Genomic DNA, 16899 nt, shown 5'->3' on the forward strand with positions numbered 1-16899 from the left:
GACTCCGGAGCCCGAGCAGTGCGGGCCCGCGTAGGCGGAGACCTGCTGGCCCCTGACGATCGCGGTCCCGTACGCCGTGACTTCGTTCCCGCTGCCGGCCGACGGCCTGTCGCAGTGGCTGCTGCGGGTCACTCCGGCCACCGGCTTCGCCGTCCAGCAGACCCTGATCGAGTATCCGCAGGTCGTCGCCCACCACGCGCCCTCCGCCGGCTACTTCCCCTTCCGTAGTGGGTCGGGATCGCGGTGCTGTGTGCGTACACGGCGACGCTTCTCGGACTTGCTCCGAGCCGCCTGCCGCGAGGCGGACGGCGGACCGGGCAGCCGGTACGCCGGAGCTGACCCATGACAGCGCGGGAGCCCGCGAGTTCCCGCGCCCGATCAGCTGCAGCAGCCTCCGGCGTCGGCCTGATCGGCTGCTTGGTCCTCGAAGAGTCCGGCGCCGCCGCAGACCCCGGTTTCCGGGAGGGTGAGTTCGACCCTGTCGGCGGACTCGATGTCACCGGCGATGGCGGCGGTGACGGAACGGACCTGCTCGTAGCCCGTCATGGCCAGGAATGTCGGAGCGCGGCCGTAGGACTTCATTCCGACCAGGTAGATGCCGGGTTCGGGGTGCGAGAGCTCGCGGTGGCCATGCGGGTAGACGGTGCCGCAGGAGTGCTGGTTGGGGTCGATGAGCGGGGCCAGTGCGGTGGGGGCCTGGAGGCGTTCGTCGAGGCCGAGGCGGATCTCGGAGAGGAAGGACAGGTCGGGGCGGAAGCCGGTCACCACGATGGCCTCGTCCACCGGGTCCAGGCAGTGTCCGTCCTCGCCGACCAGGATCAGTCGGCCGTCCTCGTCACGCTCGACGGCTTCGGTGCGGAAGCCGGTGACCGCGTCCGCGTGGCCGTTGTCGACTGCGGCCTTCGCGGCCAGGCCGAGGGCGCCGCGGGCGGGGAGCTGGTCGGCGGTGCCGCCGCCGAAGGTGGAGCCGCTGATGCCGCGGCGCAGGATCCATACCGCGTGTGTGCCGGGCTCGTCCTTCGCGAGGTCGGCGAGGGTGGCCAGGGCCGTGAACGCGGAGGAGCCGGAGCCGATGACGGCGGTGCGCCTGCCCGCGTACCGGGCGCGGACTGCCGGGTCCTTGAGGTCGGGGACACGGTAGGTGAGGCGGTCGGCCGCGGTCTTCTCGCCGAGGGCGGGCAGACCGTCGGCCCCGGCCGGGCTCGGAGTGGTCCAGGTGCCGGAGGCGTCGACGACCGCGCGGGCGAGGACACGCTCCTCGCCGCCGTCGGCGGTGGCGAAGTGGACGACGAAGGGCTGGGTTTCGCGGTCGGCATCGACGATGCGGTCACGGCCCGCGCGCGAGACTCCGGTGACGGTGGCGCCCAAGCGGACGCGCTCGCCCAGGACGTCGGCGAGGGGCTGCAGGTACTGCTCGGCCCAGTCCCCGCCGGTCGGGTAGGTGGCCGCGTCAGGCTTGCTCCAGCCGGTCGGGGCCAGGAGCTTCTCGGCGGCCGGGTCGGTGAGCTCGCCCCAGGTGGAGAACAGCCGTACGTGCGACCAGTCGCGTACGCCGGAGGCGGCGGCCGGTCCTGCTTCCAGGACCAGCGGTTCGATGCCGCGCCCGACCAGGTGGGCGGCGGCGGCCAGCCCGGCGGGGCCGGCGCCGATGACGACGACCGGCAGGTCTGCAGTGGTGGTCATGACGGTGATGTCCTCCGAGGTGGGTGGCCTGTCCGACAGCTGCTTCGATCACTGTCGATATCAGGAGCTTGGCATTGGGTATCGATGAGTGTCAACATAGACGCATGTCGAATTCAGAACTTGTGGAGCCACCGGTCGTGGACGCGGGAGCCGTGGTGCCATGCTGCCCGCCGATCACCGCCGGGGAGCTGTCGCAGGACGACGCGGAGAAGATGGCCGTCATGTTCAAGGCCCTGTCGGACCCGGTGCGGCTGCGCCTGTTCTCCAAGGTCGCCTCGCACCCGGGCGGCGAGGCCTGCGTCTGCGACATCTCCGACGTCGGCGTCTCCCAGCCGACCGTCTCCCACCACCTGAAGAAGCTGCGCGAGGCCGGCCTCCTCACGTCGGAGCGGCGCGGAACCTGGGTGTACTACCGGGTCGCCCCGTCCGTCGTGGCGGCCATGTCCGCCATGCTCGACCTGCGCTCCTGACCGATGACATCGCGTAGCCGCCCGGGCGGACCGTGAGGTCAGACCGCTGCCCAGGGCTCGGCACGCCGGTCCGGCAGTTCCTTGTCCAGCCATTCCTCGACGGTCCGCCGCCGAGGGTCGACGGAGTCGCTGCCGACGGCATCGGCCCAGATGTCCGCCGCCAGTTGCGGGTCGACGACCAGGCTGTCGAGGAAGGCGTCGAAGTCATCGGCGACTGCGGTGAAGACGGGCAGCCACTCTTCGATGCCCGCGAGTCGCTCGCAACCGACGGCGACCGCATCCGGTGATCACGAAATGGTCGGACTGAAGTACGGCGAGTGCGCTTTCAGTAGTCTGAAGCAATGTCAGAGGATCCGACATCCCGCTCCGTGCCGGACCCGGCCTCGGTCATCCGCCGGAGGATCATCCTCTTCCGGAAGTCGGGGGACCCTCGGCATCTGACCGATCCGCGGGCGGAGGACGAGCACGCGGCGGCCATGGCCACCGCGATCCGCACCGGCCGTACCTGCGAGCCGGAATACGACATGACGACGGTGGCGGAGTTGGCCCGGTTCCGCTTCTGACGGGGCGTGGACCCAGGTCTTCCACCGGACGGGCGACCACGCGCTCCTGGACGAGGCGATCACCTTGGCCGCCGAGGCGGAGCACGAGTTCCCGGAGCACGGGGACTTCGTCAGGAACCCGCTTTCCACCCTCTCGTGGCTCCTCCGCATGCGGGTCGATCTCTCCGGTGATCCCGACCCCGCTGATGTCGCGGAGATGCTGCGGGTCAGCAAACGGATGATCGACGCGGTCCACCCCGGCTCCTCCGATTACGGCCTCTTCCTCCGGAACCGCGCCGTGGCGCTGACGACGGACGCCCGGGCCGGGCGGGATGCGGCCTTGCTGGACCAGGCGGTCACCGCGGCGAGGCAAGCCGTCGAGGTCACCCGGTCGGGAGACGCCCGCCGAGGTGAATGGCCGTGGTCACTGGGGCTGATCCTGGAGCAGCGCCACGGCGTCACCGGGAACCGCGCCGATCTGGAAGCCGCCCTGGCGCGCTGGCGCGAGGCCGCCCGGGATCCGTACGGCGACCCGGACATGGTCATGCGGTGCGCGGTCCACGCCGGCCTGCTCGCGGCGAAGGAGGGCGACGTCCAAGGAGCGGTCGCGGACTACGGGCTCGCGGTCCGGCACCTGCCCACGGTCGCCTGGCACGGGATGCGGACCGGGGTGCGCAGCGACACCGTTCGCAGATGGTCGGGGCTCGCCTCCGAGGCCGCCGGGGCCGCCATCGCCGCGGGACAGCCCGCGACCGCGGTCGAAATGCTCGAACAGAGCAGGTCGGTCATCTGGACCCAGGCACTGCACCTCCGCAGCGATCTCACCGATCTGGCGTGGAGCGCCGGTGCGCTGGTGAACGCCCAACTCGGCGGAGAGTACGCCTTCGTGGCCACGGCCCTCGGCACGATCCGGCACCGGGGAATGGACACGTCGCCGCCGGACACCGTCGAAGGACTCCTGTACGCGCTCCCGGAGGACCGCTGCGTCATCGACGCCCCGAGACCGGCCACCGCCTTGGGCGACACGCTGCCCGCGCCCCGTGTGTCCCCCTGGTTCGGCTACGCCCCGCTCGACCCGGCCCACTTGGCAAGCACCGACGGCGTCGTGTTCGTCAAGGACATCCCGCAGAGTCAGGGACTCTGAAGGCGTATCTCCGCGAACACCGACGAGACCTCGCCCCGGCCGACGCGAGGCCGGCCGTAGGTGGTTCAGTGGGGCCCGGAGAGCAGTGCGTCGAGTTCGGGGAAGGCGATGCCTTCGGCCAGGGAGTCGTATGCGCCGGAACCGAAGAGCTCCTGCGCGGCGTGCGGCGGCGTAGGCGGCTTGTGCCACGCCCGAGCCGAGACTGACGCGGGCCACCCCGAGGGCGCCGAGCTCGGCAACGGCCGGGGCGCCGGGGCCGGCCATGATGTTCAGCGGAACGGAGATCTCCGTCGATGACGCGGGCGCTCGCGACGTCCCAGGCGTTGGCGAGCGCGAGGGGTGCGGATGGGGTGTGCAGGGAGCGGAAGGGGTGGGCGATGTCCGGCTGTGTGATGGTCATGGCCGCAGTCAAACACCGGCTGCCGTCCGTCTTCCGGCAGGATTCCGGCGTGGACGTCGATCTTGATCCGGGTAGGCGGAACGCCCCGCCTATCTCGCCGGAGTGCCGTTCTCGGACGAGTCGACGTTCGTCGACGGGATCACGGAACAGGCCAGTGCCGCGAGGGCCGCCACACCCGATGCGAGTGCCAGGGTGCCCGGAACGGACCAGGTCGCAAGCGGTCCGCCGGCCAACGCTCCCAGGGCGAATCCGGTGATCTTCAAACTGGCGCCGGTGGTGAAGATCTGGCCGCGCAGGTGTTCCGGGGCTTCGCGGTGGCGGACCGCGAACAAAGCGGCCAGTTGGGGTCCTTCACCGATCCCGGCCAGCAGTGCGGCCACGATCAGCACGGCCGGCCGGCCCGACGCGGTCAGGGCCAACGCGGCAGCCTGGACAAGGGCGCCGGCCCGGATGATGGTGTCGGGCGCGACCGAGCGCGGGAATCGCGCGAGTACGGCGTTGGCCGCCAGGGCGGAAATCGCCGTGCAGGCGAGCAGCATCGCGCCGCGACCGGCCCCGCCCAGGACGCGCTCGCCGAGGAGCGCGACGCAGGCCGTCAGCATGCCCTGAGCCGCACAGGAGACGGTCGAGGTGACGGTCGCCCGGGCCAGGGGCGGTCTTCTGACGGTGATCCGTATTCCGGCGGCAAGGTCGCTGACCACCGCGGCCGGCCGAGGGCCCCGACCCCGGCCGGGACGGTCGGGGAGCGACCATGCGGCGGGCAGCGCCAAGCAGACGAGCGCCGCGGAGACCACCACGGCCGTCGGGGCTCCCAGCATCTGCGCCACTCCGCCGGCGAGAGCCGGACCGGCCAGGCCCGCCGCACCGAACGTCATGGCGTCGAGGGCGTTCGCCCGGGGCAGGCGGTCACCCGGCACCACGCGGGGCAGCTGGGCCGTCCATCCGCCCGACAGGGCCGGCCCCAGCATCCCTGTACACACTGCGATCAGAATGGTGACGGCGAACGGCAGGCGGCCGAGCCCCACGAGGATCAGCCCCAGGCCGGCCGCGTACAGGACGAGGGCTCCGGCCAGCAGGCGGCCCGGCCGTCCTGTTCTGTCGAGGAGCGCCCCGAGCACCGGCCCGCCGACCGCGGCGGAGATCGTGATGCCCGCGAGCAGTGACGACGCGTCCGTGGCCGAGCCGGCCAGTGCGAATCCTGCCAGCATCAGCGCCGGGCCCGACATCTCGTCCCCGGCGCGGGCTGCCACGGCTCCGGCCAGATAGAGGTGGAGTGAGTAACGCCTTTTCATGAGCGAGACGTTACGGAGGTAACTCAAACATCAGCAATATGCGTTACATTCCCTGGGTGCCTTCCAACATCGACAACTGGTCCACCCGGCACTCCGTGCTGACCATGGCCGGGCGGACCGCCGCTCTGATCAACGTTCTCGACGACGACCCTCCCGACCCGGACAAGGTCGCCGATGTGCTTCGTGCCTACGGCGAACCGGACCCCATCGACCTCACCACTCACGATGTCGCCGGGATGCGTGCGGCTGCCGCCCTGCTGCGGGAGGTCTTCACCGCCGAGAGTACCGACGGTGCCGCCGCCGCTCTCAATCGCCTCCTGCAGGAGCACACCGGACCGCTCCGCCTGACGTCGCACGGCGGAAGCACCCCCTGGCACCCCCACCTCGACGACGATGACAACGCCCCCTGGGACGAGTGGCTCCTCGCCTCGTCGTGCATCGCCCTGACCGTCCTCATCTGGGACCACCAGCGTCCGCCCGGCAGGATCTGTTCGTCGCCCGGCTGCCGGATCGTCTTCATCACCCAGGGCAGCGGCCCGGAGCGCCGCTACTGCTCCCGCCGATGCGCGACCCGCGAACGGGTCGCGGCCCACCGACGTTCCCGCTCCGCCGCGCAGTCGGGCCGGCCCGAGTAGGGCGCACACCGACCATGGCCGGCACGGAACTTCACCAACACCCTTTGGTTCAACCGCGACAAGGCCACCGCAGCCTGGCGGCACCACCTGGGCTCCTCCCCCGCCTCGCCGTACGCGGCACCGGCTCGGGCCGACGATCTGTCGGGCCTGCCACCCGCCTGCATCGCCAGCGCGGAGTTCTGCCCGAACCGCGACAAGAACATCGAATACGCGCTGACGGCTCTGTACCGGGAAGCGATGTGCGGCAGCGCAAAGGCCCAGGTCAAGAATGCCGCACAGGACCCGGCGTCCGACCGGTAGGCCCAGAGCGCCGCGTGCTCGGGGGCATTCTCGGCGGCGGTGCCCGGTCCCGGGGGTTAGCCCTACCTGGAGCCCGCCGGGTAGCAGGATCGTCCCGGGCGGTCGCATCCGGAAATGCTGGTTCCGGCACATACCGCCGGTTTCCCATCGTTTCCACAGGAGTTGGCTCGTGCGTGAGCAGGCATGGCAGAGGGTTCGTTCTTCCGGGCAGCGGCGGGGCGGCCGGCGCAGAGCCGCGGCCGCGATGGTCGTGGGCGTCATGACGGTGGGTGTACTGGCATCGCCCGCGGCGTCCGCGGCCCCCAGGCCGGGCACCGTCCAGCAGGGCCTGAACGCACTGCTGCACTCCGATGGCCTGCCCGCCGCGCTGGCGAGCGTCACGGACCGTGCGGGACATACCCGTACCTACACCGCAGGGGTCGGCGATCTGGCCACCGGCTCGAAGGTGCCCAGGGACGGGCAGGTGCGGATCGGCAGCAACACCAAGACGTTCACCGCGGTGGTCGTGCTGCAACTGGTCGGTGAGGGGAAGATCCGCCTCGACGCGCCGGTCGACACCTATCTGCCGGGGCTCGTACGCGGGGAGGGCATCGACGGACGCCACATCACCGTCCGCCAGCTCCTCCAGCACACCAGCGGACTCCCCAACTACAGCAACTACCTCGGCGCCGAAGTCCGTTACTTCGCACCCCGCGAGCTTCTCGGCATCGCTCTCCAGCACAAGGCCGACTTCGACCCCGGGGAGGGCTGGAAGTACAGCAACACGAACTACGTACTGGCCGGGCTGATCGTCGAGAAGGTCACGCGCCACCCTCTCTCCAGGGAGATGGACCGGCGCATCATCAAGCGCATCGGGCTGCACCACACCTACTTCCCCGCCCCGGGCGACGCGACCATCCGCGAGGCCCATCCCAAGGGCTACTACCGGGATTCGGCCGACGCGCCGCTGGTCGACGTGACGGAGATCGACCCCTCCTGGGGGTGGGCCGCAGGTCAGCTGGTCTCCACCGACTCCGACCTCAACCGGTTCTTCACCGCGCTCCTGTCCGGCGACCTCCTCCAGGAAGCCCAGCTCACCCAGATGCGCACCGGCACCGAACCCGCCGGCGCCACCTTCGGCCCCGGCGCCCGCTACGGACTGGGGCTCGTGAGCAAGCCACTGCCGTGCGGCGGGCTCTACTGGGGCCACGGCGGCAGCTTCCCGGGATACGAGACCAGGGGCGGCGCCACCGACGACGGCCGCGCCGCCAACGTCGCGGTGACCATGCAGCTGACCGACGAGGCGGCCAGGCAGCGTGTCGACCATGTCGTGGACACGGCCCTGTGCCGCTGAGCCACGCCTGACAGCGGTCCGCACCGGCCGGGCGCGCTTGCCGGCGTCTCATGACGCCTGCAATGCGCGCACCGGCGGCGTGCTGGTGGGCGCGCCCGCCAACGGCCGGTCGCGGAAGTGCCCCGGAGTACGCGCGCTTCAGTCCCTCCCTGCTCGGGTCAGGGCGTCCTCGGCCTGGGCGGCCGGCGCGGCAACGAGACCGGCTGCCGGTGGCACGTCATTGGCGAGGTCGACGCCCTCGCCCGCCCACACCGGCAGCGGCGGCACTTCGCCTCGGACCACATCGGCCTGATAGGCATGCCGCGCCTCCGGGTCGGCAGCGAGCTCTGCTTCCCTGCCTCGCCAGCGGTCGAGTCAGGGATGGTCGAGGGTGCGAGCCGTGTACTTCGCCGCCGGCCGTCCCGCTCCCCTGGCGATGTCGAGGACGCCGCTGCGTTCCGTGTCCTGCCCGCGACCGCTGACGATCGCCTCGGCGGTCGCGGGATCGGCCAGGGACTCGGCCGTGGCCTGGAATCGGGTGCCGATGAGTGCATCGGCGGCCCCCAGTGCCAGGGCGGCTGCCACGCCGCGGTCGTCGGCGATCCCACCGGCCGCCAGGTCCGCCGGCCGACCCTCCCATGGGCGCAAGGGCGATCGGGGGGTCGCACACCGAACATCTTCGTGGACGCAGTCGACAACGCCATGACCGCCGTCCTCGCCCGTGTCGGCTCTCTGAAACATCAGCCAGGAAAACGGCCCCGTGTCGGGGGGACTGCCCCGTCCCGAAGGCTCTCGTCCCTTGCCCCGGACCCGTAGCCCCTGCCGCGTCAGTCGGACACTACTCGGACCAGGCCGCGTTCCGTCCGGCCGCCGAAGCGAAGCCGAGCCACGTGTGCCGGTTCCCCGCCCAACACCAGCCCACCTTCGGCGCGTTACGGTTCTCCCGGCCATCGCGCCCGGTCCCGTTGCTGATCCACAGTGCTGGGGTTCGCGCGTCGAGCGTTCCGTTGTCCTTCCGCAGGCGGGAGCCGATGGTCATGAAGCAGCGGCCGCGTTCAAGTGCCGCCGGCTGCTGGAGCACCCAGTGCATGCCCTCGACCAGGAGCAAGGGAGTGCGGCCTCCTTCGGCGATGGCGGGCAGCGCCTCGTGAGGGCTCCAGTTCGCCATGTCATCGCCTCGGTCGATGCCTTCCACTGCATAGAACGGCTCGTCGGGCACCTTCGTGGACTCGATGGGCGAGAACTGATCGATGTCGGGCATGTCGACCACGACGAACCCCGGCTTCCCCTGATGCCGGAGCAGCGGCGCGAGGGCCGACGCCGGGACTCTGTCCGGGTGGACGACAAGAAGGCCGGCACGAGCCTCGGCCTTCGCGGCCGTCGAGCGCAGCTCGGCGGGCCGGAAGCCTCCGAGCTCATGAACTCCGAGCTCGATGAGTCGCTCTGCCTGGTCGGCGATTGAGGGCAGAGTGTGCGATTCGGCTGGCATGCGACTCCTTGAGACGTCGAAGCAGGACAAGTTGAACGTGCCCGCCTACAACGCGGCGGACGCCGGATTCGTTCCGCGTCGCCGCAGCCGCCGCCCGACAGCTGTCGCCCGCGTGGCGGCGACCTGCTGGGGTGTGGTGGCGCCGGCGATGACGGAGGCGAAGCCGTCCTGTGCCAGGAGCCGGCCGAATGCGAGCTCGATGATGCTCCGCCCGTGTTCGCCCGCGAACCGTGTCAGTTGTTCGACCTTCCGGTAGTTCTCCTCGGTCGCCACCTCGGCGAAGTACGGGATGAGCGCGAAGCGCGATCCTTCGGGGCAGGGCTTCTCTGCGGCGTACTTGACTGTGAGGAGGCCGCAGGGAAGCGGGAAGTAGGGCACGACGCCCGTGCCCGCCGTCCTGGCTGCCGGAACGACGTCGGTCTCCACGCCGCGCGAGAGCAGGTTCCACTCGGTCTGCACCCCGGTGAAGTGGGCGAGCCCGAGCTTCTCGTCGGCCCGGCGGGAGCCGTTGATCTGCTCCGCTTCGACATTCGAGGTGGCCAGGTGCAGCACCTTGCCGGCGCGCACCAGTTCGTCGAGCGTCTCCACGACTTCCTCGACCGGCGCCTCGGGATCCGGGTAGTGCTGGTAGTAGACGTCGATCCGGTCGGTGCCCAGGCGGCGCGGGCTCGACTCGCACGCCTCGCGGATGCGCGCCGCGAGAACGCCCGGCGCGTAGGGCTCGTCGAGATTCTGGAGCCGTGGGCCGACCGGCTGCGCTTCCTGCCGCGGCCGTCCGACCTGCCTGCGCCCGACGTGCAGGCGGTCCACCGGCGCACGGTCGGCGAGGTCGGCGCGTCCCTGTCCGCCCGACCTCTCAACTCCGCGGTGGAAACCCAGCGCGAGGCCCTCACCGTCTGGCAGCCCTTCGGCGACGAACTGCTCACCCACTGGCTGGAGACAGCCGGGACCGGCCGCGTGCTCGACCACATACCCGACGACACGTGGCAGGAGCGCGGCGAGCTGCTCCTGCGCCGCTACCGGAACCTCGCCGCGGCCCACACACGCTGCACCAAGCACCGTGACCCGAAGGAGAACCTGGGCATCCTGCGCGGCGCCCTGGAGGAAACCGTCGCAGGCCGGCCACTGGACGCGCGCCGGCTCGGGTTGCTGCGGCACGCGGTGGAGTCGATGGTTCGACGGCGCGGTCGTCCCGGCTCCGGACAGCACAGCGAGTTGCGTGCCCGCCAGGCGGCGCAGGCTGCCCTGCCCTCGCACCACACACTGGCCCAACTCGTTCTGCGCCGGCTCTCCGGACTCCCGCAGCAGACCGGTGCGGCCGATGTGGCACCACTGGTCTCGGACGTCTCGCCCCGCGAGGCCGCCGAGACCGGGTTGCCGGCGGGGGCGGTGATCCCGGTAGCGGTGCGACGCGTCGTGGAAGCGGCGCTGAGTGCTCCCATCAGCACACTTGTGGAACGTGGTGTGGTGCCCTCGGCAGAGGTCCTGGCCGAACTGGTTCCGCAACTGGTCGCCGCAGCCGATTCGCAGGCGTATCAGGACCCGTCACTGCGCACCTTGATGGCCGCGAACTACCGGGCGTTCCGCAACCGCCGTTCGCTGCTCCTGCTCGACCTCGCCCGGCAGGTGCGGACGGAGGAGCTGCCCTGGGTGGGCGCCGTGGCCGAATACCGCGCCGACGACCACGGGCAGGAGGAGGTGGCGCACACCGCGTTGCGTCAACTCGGCGAGCTGGCCGTGCAGGCCATCCCCGGCACGCTCCTGCCCAACCCGCTGGTCCGGGAGCTCGGCGTGCTCGCCCGACAGGCCGACGCCGGCGCTCCGTTCGTCGAGGAACTCGCCTCGGACATCTTCATGGGCACCTTCACACCGAAGTTCCTCGCTGCGGCACGGGTCGCCGCCGAGTTGCTCGGCGGCACTCTGTACGAGCGCTACTACGGCATCGACTACGCGGCGGTCCGCAACCTCGCGATCACCGAGGCGAGCGAGTCGCTGCGCCGTACCCATCGGGCGCGCACCTCGCCCGGTTTCGCGAAGCTGTGCGCGGCGCGGTCCGGTGAGTCGGACGCGCAGACCTGGTCCATAGCGGCCAACGGCAAGGTCATCGAGCAGGCCCAGATCCTCACCACACACAATCTGGCCACCCTGGTCGGCCGGGTCGGCATCAGCCCCGCACCTGGATGGGCGGACCTGGCCCGGCGTTGCTTCACCACCGTGTGCCTGACGACCGCGCGGACACAGGGCAATCCGCGCCCGCTGTCGTTGATCAAGGACGCGGCGTACGCATGGCGTCAGATGGTGTTCCACCTGTCGCTCTGCGGTCCTGAGGAACAGGCCCGGTTGATCGCCCGCCTGGACGAGGAGACGGCTCGCCATCCGGCTCATGTCGCGGTCCGGCTCGCTCCGGCGCTGACCGGCCTGCGCCAGGCCGCGGCCGGCGGCTCACCGGAAGCGGGCGGGGGACGCCGTCTCCTCGGCTGGACCACGGAGGCCCACTGGCTGGCCCGATGAGAAGCGGGATGGCGACGCCGCACAGGGGCAACCAGTGTCCGCGATGCCGCGGCAGGTCTCCCTCAGTCGTCGAGCAGCCGCCATGCGGTGAGAGCGATCCCCGGCCCGTATCAGTCCGGTGTGCTCGGCGAGTTCGATGCCCAGGGTGCTGCCGGATCTGTTCGGGGCGACGCGCGACGCTGCTGTGGTGCAGATGGAGAAGGCCGGCGGCCCTGCGCTGGGAGCCGGTCGCGCAGTAGGCGTCCAGGTTCTCCAGATCTTCCGTGTTGCCAGGGCCGCCGGCCACCCGGGCGACGACGGCCACGTCGGTGTTGTCGCGCGAGACGTCCTCGGGCATCTCGGCGAGCAGCGCCGGCGCGCCCAGGTCGTCGTAGTGGATGACGGGTTCGCGCGGGGTGGTGAAGCGAAGAGCTGTGCGGGCTTCGCGCCACGACCGGCTGGGACTTTCGCCGGTTCCGATGCCCGCACGTACGCCTGCGGGAAGCCGGCCCGGATCGATGGCGGCGGCCAGGATGACGCCCACGTCAAAGAACGGTGCCGCTTTCACCGGGCGGGCAGACCGGGCCGCCGATCCGGTCGAGCAGAAGTTTCGAGCGTACGGCGATGACGTGGACCGGCAGGTCGGCGGCGAAGCCCAGCAGCCGTAGTGCGCGGGCTCCGGCCGCATCGTCACTGCCTGAACTGATCACCAGTTCGACGAGAGCGGGGTCGGCCATGGTGGCGTGGGCCGGGCCGAACCGCTCGACGGCCGCCGCGGCAGCGATGGCGAGCCGGTCCAGCAGGAACGGCCAGTGCCTCCATGCCAGAAGGGCAGGTAGAAGGACTGCGACCAGGGCAAGGAGTTCACCGACAGGGCACCACCGACATACTGAGTATGCTCATGGAATGAAGATCACGGTTCTGGGCCTCGTGACAGGGGCCGGGTTCGGTGCGGTCACCTCGCTCACCAATGCCCTCTCGTCCCCGTACTCGACACTCGGCGCCCCACTGGCAGGCACCCTCTGGGCAAGCATCGCCAAGGTGCTCAGCCTCCTCGTGGGTCTCGGCTGGGCGTGGGCGGCGCTCGCTGTGGTGGTGGGGCGGCTGGCCGGGACATGGGCTCGGGGCGCCATGACCGCGGCGCTTGCGCTGATGGCGGCCACAGGGGCGTACTACCCGATGGACGCGTTGCTCCGGGACGAACCGCTCGGCTGGTACTGGCCGGAGATGCTCAAGTGGTGGGCGGCGAGCATGCTGTTCGGATCCGTTCTAGGTGTGGTGGGGGCGGCCATCGAGCGGCCCGGCGTGACCGGCCTGCTCGCCGGGCTGACGGTGCCCGTGGGCGGCGCCGCGCAGATGATTGCGCTGCCGCCCCGGCCGGGCCTGACCTTCACGCAGGAAACCGTTCTGGCCGAGGTTCTCATCTGGACGGCCCTGGTAGTGGGCGCCGGTTGGACCGTCCACCGCTTCTGGGTTTCGAAGCCGGTCAAGCACAGTCCGGCAAGCAGCCGACGCCGCTCCCCCTCCCGCTAGGATCCGGCTCACCGGACGGAGCCCACGGCGAGTCTGCTTCACAGGAGTTCGTCGGCGACAACGGCGAAGAAGCCCCTGCCTGTAGAGCCCCTGCCTGTGGTGGTAGGCCCGTCGAGGACCGGCAAGACCGAGCACCGCGGCCCTCCGGCCGTCCTCACCATTCCCTGGCGGCGATCAGCTCCTCCGTGTCTGCGTCCGTGAATCCGTAGGCGGACGCCACGAACCAGAAGTCCTCGGCTATCTCCTCTCGCGCAACGGTCTCGATCTCACTCCCTGCCGCCTCGAACTCGGCCTCCAGCAGATTGAACTGCTCTGTCGCCGCCTCCGTCAGCCCGTACAGAGCCTGCAGATCCGCCGGCTGCTCTGCCTCGATCCGCTCGCACAGCCTCAGCAGGATCTCCCTGCCCTTGTCGACGACGTGATCCGGAAAGTAGTCGTCCGCGTACAGGGGTTGCAGAAAGGCGTGCTCAGTCACTTGCTGGTTCGTGATCGGCATGGTGCCCCATCTCCTTCGAAGAGCCATCGCCCCGATCATGCGCCACGCCACTGACAAGCTCGGTGCGAGACTTCGGACCAGTACTTTCACAGTCAACGGCGTTGCCTTCCAAAGGATGGAGGAACGGCAGCGCCGGGCCACTGACCAGAGAAATCCGTTGGCCGCGACTTGGCGGCGCCCATAGCATCCGCCCGTGATCGAAGACACCGGGATCGCGGGCAATGAGCATGAGGCAGAGGCTGGAAGGGAGCTTTCCTGGCGTGCCAAGGCTGTCGGTCTCGCGGCAGTCGACATCGACGACGCCGAACTCTTGCACGGTTGGCGATCCGACCCGGTAACCGCCTATGAGATCGGCATCTGGCCGCGCTGCCTCACCGCGACGCGCGAGCGCATCGAGCGCGACAGTGACGACGCGCCGATCGCGACGACTTCGTCGTCCTGCTCCCCGACAGCACCCCCATCGGCCACATCGCACTGACCGGCCAGAACATCGTCAACGGCACAGCACAGGTCGAGCTGATGCTGGCTGCTCAGCATCGCGGGCACGGCCACGGCACCGACGCCCTCGACACTCTGGTGGACCTGGCGTTCGGCGAACTCCCGATGCACCGCCTCACGGCAGAGACCCACACCGGCAACGCCGCCCCTACGCGTCGGCCGGCCGGCGGGCGCCGGTGCTGTGGGCCTGGGACATTTCTGCCATGACCTGGTCGGGTTCCGGAGCAGGTGTGGTCGTACGGTGCTGGGAGTGACCGACTGCGGTGGGCCGCGGGCGGAACGGCCACCAGATACTCCGCCCGAGGAGCGCGGCGAGGGCGGGGACAAGCACCAGCGACAGGACGATCGCGGAGAGCAGGATGCCGAGCGCCAACGCGAAGGCAACCTGTTCGTTTCCCGGGGTCGTGGCAAGCGAGGCGAAGGAGCCGGCAAGGACCAGCCCGGCCATCGCGATGGCCGGTGTCGTATGCCGTACCGCGCGGGCCACGGCGGGGCGGGCCGGGCCCGGTCGCTGCATCTCCTCCCGGATCCGGTCGGCGATCAGGATGTTGTAGTCGGTGCCCAGGGCCACGACGAACAGGAAAAGCACCAGAGGGAGGGTGAAGTCGACGCCCGGATTGCCGAGGCCGTGCTGGAACAGCAGCGTGGCGGCGCCGAGGGTGGCGGCGAAGCCGAGTCCGACGGAGAGCATCAGGACCACCGGTGCGAGCAGGCTCCGCAGGAGCAGCAGGAGGATGAGCGCGATGAGTGCGGCCGCGACCGGGAACACGGTCCTCAGGTCGTGGTCGACGGCGCTGGAGATGTCGGCGAAGACCGCCGCCGTTCCGCCGACGTGTGCCGTCGTCCCGGCGGGTGTGTGCCGGGCGACCGCGTCCCGGATCGGTCCGGAGGCCAGGTCCCGGGCCTGCTGGCTCTGCGGATCCGCGGTCGGGTAGAGGTCGATCCTGGCGGCCCGGTGGTCCTTGTTGAGGACGGTCGCCGCGGCCTGTCCCACGCCCTTGACCTGGGTGAGTGCCCGATGGAGGCCGTTCAGCCGGCCGGTGGTGAGGGTGCCGCCGCGCTTGGCGGTGACGAAGACGCTCGTCGGGTCCGACACTCCGGCCGGCAGCGCGCGGGAGATCTCGGCCGCGGTGGCCGCGGCGGCGGTCCGGTCGCCGAAATCGCTCCGTCCGTAGTCCATGCGGATGCCGGTCAACCCGGCGGCCAGCGCGGCGAGCAGGGCCACGGAGGCCGTCAGCATCGTCAGCGGTCGTCGCGTGACCAGCGCGCCGAATCGGGCGGCACGGCCTTCGCCCGGCTTGTGGCGAAGGGCCTTGGAGGGCCAGAACATCTTGCGGCCGGCGGCCGCGAGGAGCGCCGGCAGCAGGGTGAGGCTGCCGAGCAGCATCACCAGGACCGCGACGGCGATCGCGGGGCCCAGCGAGCGGAACTGCCCAAAGGTCGCGAGGCCCAGCGTGGCGAACGCGGCCACGATGGTCAGCGCCGCCGAGGTGATCGCGGTGCCCACCCGGCCGGAGACCTCCTCGGCAACCTCGCGGGCGGGCCGCTCCGGCCGGTTGCGCAGCTGCTCACGGAAGCGGAACAGCAGGAACAGCAGATAGTCGATGCCGATGCCGAGCAGGACCACATTGATCAGATTCGGGGTGCCCGCGTCGAGCTTGTGCCCGGTGAGCATCGCGGCAACCGCGACGGCTCCCACCGCCACTCCGCCGATCATGGCAACCGCGATCAGCGGCAGCAGGGCTGCCGGCGCACTGCGGAATGCCAGCACGTTGAGCAGGATGATGAACCCCATGACGAGGGCGCTCCCGACCTTCGCTGCGGTCTCGTGGGCATCGGCGGTGTCGACGCTGTCGGCGAGCCCCCCGGTGAAACCGGTGCGCATTCCCGACTCGGAGAACTGCGCCCGGGCAGCGTCCCGGAAGGTCCGGTAGACACCTTGGACCCCCGTGTCCGAGGGATTCCCCGCCAGTTGGACGGAGAGCAGTTCGAAACTGCGGTCGGGCGCCGTCATCGCTGGTGCTATCCGGGGTGTCTGTGAGTGGTCCGGGAGCAGGAACCGCGGGCCGTCGTCCTCCTTGGGCATGATCACCCGATGCCGGGCGAGCTTCGCCGCCTCGGTCTCGACCCGCTTCTGGTCGGCAGGGCTCAATGCCTTGCCGTCGGACCGCGCGACCAGCACCGTCACCGTGGTGGCGTCGGGGTTCACCCCGAACTGCTCCTCGGCAATCCGCAGCGCGGCGGCCGAGTCGTAGCTGCGGGGCAGGAAGTCCCCGGTCCGGTGGTGGGTGACGCGAGCGATCAGGGTCGGGGTCAGGGCGACCAGTACGACACCCAGCACCGCCCAGAGGGCGATGACCTTCCACGGGTGTCTGGTGGAGTATCCGGTCAGGGCGCGGATCACGATGTCCTCCGGCGGACGGAGTTGATTGCGGACGTCGGCCAGGGGATTCCGGCCGGTCTCCAGACCATCACTGCGCGAGCCGGTGATCGTCGTGGCAGCGGATGATCCGGACCGGGGCCCTGGGTCCCACCCCGCCCCTTGACCAGGACCCTGGTCCTGGTCAAGGTCCTGGTCAAGGGCCACGGACTGCCGCCGCCGATGCTGTGCAACC

19 protein-coding genes and 3 pseudogenes are annotated in these 16899 nt (G+C 70.6%); 12 read left to right on the plus strand and 10 right to left on the minus strand.

From position 1 onward, the window contains the following. Positions 1 to 76: 76 nt before the first annotated feature. Entirely contained in the window at positions 77 to 346 is a 270-nt protein-coding gene (locus tag BT364_RS39370; RefSeq protein ID WP_079179634.1) for a hypothetical protein, read from the plus strand. 32 nt (positions 347 to 378) lie between these two features. Here BT364_RS39370 and BT364_RS26125 read toward each other — a convergent pair whose 3' ends face one another. Then, on the minus strand, positions 379 to 1683 hold the full coding sequence (locus BT364_RS26125; protein ID WP_079179635.1) for an NAD(P)-binding domain-containing protein: 1305 nt from the start codon (positions 1681 to 1683) through the stop codon (positions 379 to 381). Positions 1684 to 1787: 104 nt separating this feature from the next. On the opposite strand from BT364_RS26125, the gene BT364_RS26130 reads away from it, so the two are divergent. From BT364_RS26130 to BT364_RS43285, 4 genes are all read left to right on the plus strand, one after another. After that, on the plus strand, positions 1788 to 2153 hold the full coding sequence (locus tag BT364_RS26130) for an ArsR/SmtB family transcription factor (RefSeq protein ID WP_072487681.1): 366 nt from the start codon (positions 1788 to 1790) through the stop codon (positions 2151 to 2153). A 32-nt stretch (positions 2154 to 2185) separates the two neighbouring features. Beyond that, a complete protein-coding gene (locus tag BT364_RS41080) occupies positions 2186 to 2440 on the plus strand; it encodes a hypothetical protein (protein ID WP_143166553.1) in 255 nt (84 codons plus the stop codon). Positions 2441 to 2494: 54 nt separating this feature from the next. Then, positions 2495 to 2716, plus strand: coding sequence for a hypothetical protein (locus BT364_RS26135; protein WP_143166554.1), 222 nt, complete (start codon positions 2495 to 2497; stop codon positions 2714 to 2716). A gap of 64 nt (positions 2717 to 2780) precedes the next feature. Further along, positions 2781 to 3839 carry an erythromycin esterase family protein gene (locus BT364_RS43285; protein ID WP_256260229.1) on the plus strand — a complete coding sequence of 353 codons (1059 nt, stop codon included), beginning with the start codon at positions 2781 to 2783 and terminating at the stop codon, positions 3837 to 3839. 65 nt (positions 3840 to 3904) lie between these two features. Here BT364_RS43285 and BT364_RS43290 read toward each other — a convergent pair. Together BT364_RS43290 and BT364_RS26150 are read right to left on the minus strand one after the other, a co-directional pair. After that, positions 3905 to 4139 (minus strand): annotated as a pseudogene (locus BT364_RS43290) (isocitrate lyase/phosphoenolpyruvate mutase family protein); the annotation flags it as partial. A gap of 189 nt (positions 4140 to 4328) precedes the next feature. Then, positions 4329 to 5531, minus strand: coding sequence for an MFS transporter (locus BT364_RS26150; RefSeq protein WP_072487683.1), 1203 nt, complete (start codon positions 5529 to 5531; stop codon positions 4329 to 4331). 38 nt (positions 5532 to 5569) lie between these two features. Here BT364_RS26150 and BT364_RS26155 point away from each other — a divergent pair, with 38 nt between their 5' ends. The 3 genes and pseudogenes from BT364_RS26155 (at position 5570) to BT364_RS26165 (ending at position 7799) form a co-directional block, all read left to right on the plus strand. After that, entirely contained in the window at positions 5570 to 6166 is a 597-nt protein-coding gene (locus tag BT364_RS26155; protein ID WP_072487684.1) for a CGNR zinc finger domain-containing protein, read from the plus strand. A gap of 36 nt (positions 6167 to 6202) precedes the next feature. Beyond that, positions 6203 to 6466 (plus strand): annotated as a pseudogene (locus BT364_RS26160) (alpha/beta hydrolase fold domain-containing protein); the annotation flags it as partial. Positions 6467 to 6635: 169 nt separating this feature from the next. After that, positions 6636 to 7799 carry a serine hydrolase domain-containing protein gene (locus tag BT364_RS26165; protein ID WP_072487685.1) on the plus strand — a complete coding sequence of 388 codons (1164 nt, stop codon included), beginning with the start codon at positions 6636 to 6638 and terminating at the stop codon, positions 7797 to 7799. A gap of 138 nt (positions 7800 to 7937) precedes the next feature. Here BT364_RS26165 and BT364_RS42315 read toward each other — a convergent pair whose 3' ends face one another. From BT364_RS42315 to BT364_RS41715, 4 genes are all read right to left on the minus strand, one after another. Then, entirely contained in the window at positions 7938 to 8081 is a 144-nt protein-coding gene (locus tag BT364_RS42315) for a hypothetical protein (RefSeq protein ID WP_218172455.1), read from the minus strand. 72 nt (positions 8082 to 8153) lie between these two features. Continuing rightward, entirely contained in the window at positions 8154 to 8729 is a 576-nt protein-coding gene (locus tag BT364_RS44325; RefSeq protein WP_218172456.1) for a nitronate monooxygenase, read from the minus strand. Continuing rightward, positions 8617 to 9267, minus strand: coding sequence for a DUF5701 family protein (locus tag BT364_RS26175; RefSeq protein WP_072487686.1), 651 nt, complete (start codon positions 9265 to 9267; stop codon positions 8617 to 8619). Before BT364_RS26175 ends, BT364_RS44325 begins: the two co-directional genes overlap by 113 nt. 45 nt (positions 9268 to 9312) lie before the next feature. Continuing rightward, positions 9313 to 9957: an aldo/keto reductase gene (locus BT364_RS41715; RefSeq protein ID WP_371268649.1), complete on the minus strand. Its 645-nt coding sequence runs from the start codon at positions 9955 to 9957 to the stop codon at positions 9313 to 9315. On the opposite strand from BT364_RS41715, the pseudogene BT364_RS41720 reads away from it, so the two are divergent. Next, positions 9898 to 11778 (plus strand): annotated as a pseudogene (locus tag BT364_RS41720) (hypothetical protein); the annotation flags it as partial. The gene BT364_RS41715 and the pseudogene BT364_RS41720 sit on opposite strands and share 60 nt — an antisense overlap. 524 nt (positions 11779 to 12302) lie before the next feature. Here the strand turns inward: BT364_RS41720 and BT364_RS42320 are convergent. After that, positions 12303 to 12494: a hypothetical protein gene (locus BT364_RS42320; RefSeq protein ID WP_218172457.1), complete on the minus strand. Its 192-nt coding sequence runs from the start codon at positions 12492 to 12494 to the stop codon at positions 12303 to 12305. Between the two features lie 169 nt (positions 12495 to 12663). Between BT364_RS42320 and BT364_RS26195 the strand changes: the two genes are divergently transcribed. Continuing rightward, positions 12664 to 13290, plus strand: coding sequence for a hypothetical protein (locus tag BT364_RS26195; protein ID WP_079179638.1), 627 nt, complete (start codon positions 12664 to 12666; stop codon positions 13288 to 13290). A 154-nt stretch (positions 13291 to 13444) separates the two neighbouring features. On the opposite strand, the gene BT364_RS26200 is transcribed toward BT364_RS26195, so the two are convergent. Further along, positions 13445 to 13786 carry a DUF5713 family protein gene (locus BT364_RS26200; protein ID WP_072487687.1) on the minus strand — a complete coding sequence of 114 codons (342 nt, stop codon included), beginning with the start codon at positions 13784 to 13786 and terminating at the stop codon, positions 13445 to 13447. A 193-nt stretch (positions 13787 to 13979) separates the two neighbouring features. Between BT364_RS26200 and BT364_RS43300 the strand changes: the two genes are divergently transcribed. Both BT364_RS43300 and BT364_RS43305 read left to right on the plus strand, forming a co-directional pair. Next, positions 13980 to 14264 (plus strand): hypothetical protein, encoded by a 285-nt coding sequence (locus BT364_RS43300; protein ID WP_256260230.1) that lies wholly within the window; start codon positions 13980 to 13982, stop codon positions 14262 to 14264. After that, positions 14261 to 14491, plus strand: a complete 231-nt coding sequence (locus BT364_RS43305; protein ID WP_256260235.1) for a GNAT family N-acetyltransferase — start codon at positions 14261 to 14263, stop codon at positions 14489 to 14491. Before BT364_RS43300 ends, BT364_RS43305 begins: the two co-directional genes overlap by 4 nt. Here the strand turns inward: BT364_RS43305 and BT364_RS26215 are convergent. Continuing rightward, on the minus strand, positions 14433 to 16688 hold the full coding sequence (locus BT364_RS26215) for an MMPL family transporter (protein WP_072487690.1): 2256 nt from the start codon (positions 16686 to 16688) through the stop codon (positions 14433 to 14435). The two genes, BT364_RS43305 and BT364_RS26215, sit on opposite strands and share 59 nt — an antisense overlap. Positions 16689 to 16899 lie beyond the last annotated feature (211 nt).

The sequence above is a fragment of the Streptomyces atratus genome (assembly GCF_900119365.1).
Lineage (GTDB): Bacteria > Actinomycetota > Actinomycetes > Streptomycetales > Streptomycetaceae > Streptomyces > Streptomyces atratus_B.